This is a genomic window from Streptococcus oralis (genome assembly GCF_001578945.1).
GTDB lineage: Bacteria > Bacillota > Bacilli > Lactobacillales > Streptococcaceae > Streptococcus > Streptococcus oralis_Q.
The window spans coordinates 1-406 of record NZ_KQ969626.1 but is presented as its reverse complement, the minus strand read 5'-3'; the positions used below and the strand labels follow the sequence as shown (position 1 = coordinate 406).

Here is a 406-nt window from a genome sequence, read left to right as displayed (position 1 = left end):
CTTACTGAAGCTGAAGCGCTTTGGCTTGCACTTACAGACGCTGAAGCTGATTGGCTTGAGCTTACAGAAGCTGAAGCTGATTGGCTTGCAGATACAGACGCTGAGGTACTTTGGCTAGCTGATACTGATGCGCTAGCACTTTGGCTTGAGCTTACTGATGCGCTAGCGCTTTGGCTTGCAGATACTGAAGCGGAAGCACTTTGACTTGAGCTTACTGATGCTGAAGCGCTTTGGCTAGCTGATACAGACGCTGAAGTACTTTGGCTTGAGCTTACTGAAGCTGAAGTTGATTGGCTTGAGCTTACTGATGCTGAAGCGCTTTGGCTTGCACTTGCAGACGCTGAAGCGCTTTGGCTTGCACTTACTGATGCTGAAGTTGATTGGCTAGCTGATACTGATGCTGAAG

General features: G+C 48.8%; 1 protein-coding gene. It reads left to right on the top strand.

What is annotated here, in order from left to right; translation table 11 throughout:
- On the top strand, positions 1-204 hold a 204-nt coding region (locus tag SORDD16_RS12105), incomplete at its 5' end, for a hypothetical protein (RefSeq protein WP_277730695.1).
- Positions 205-406: the final 202 nt, after the last annotated feature.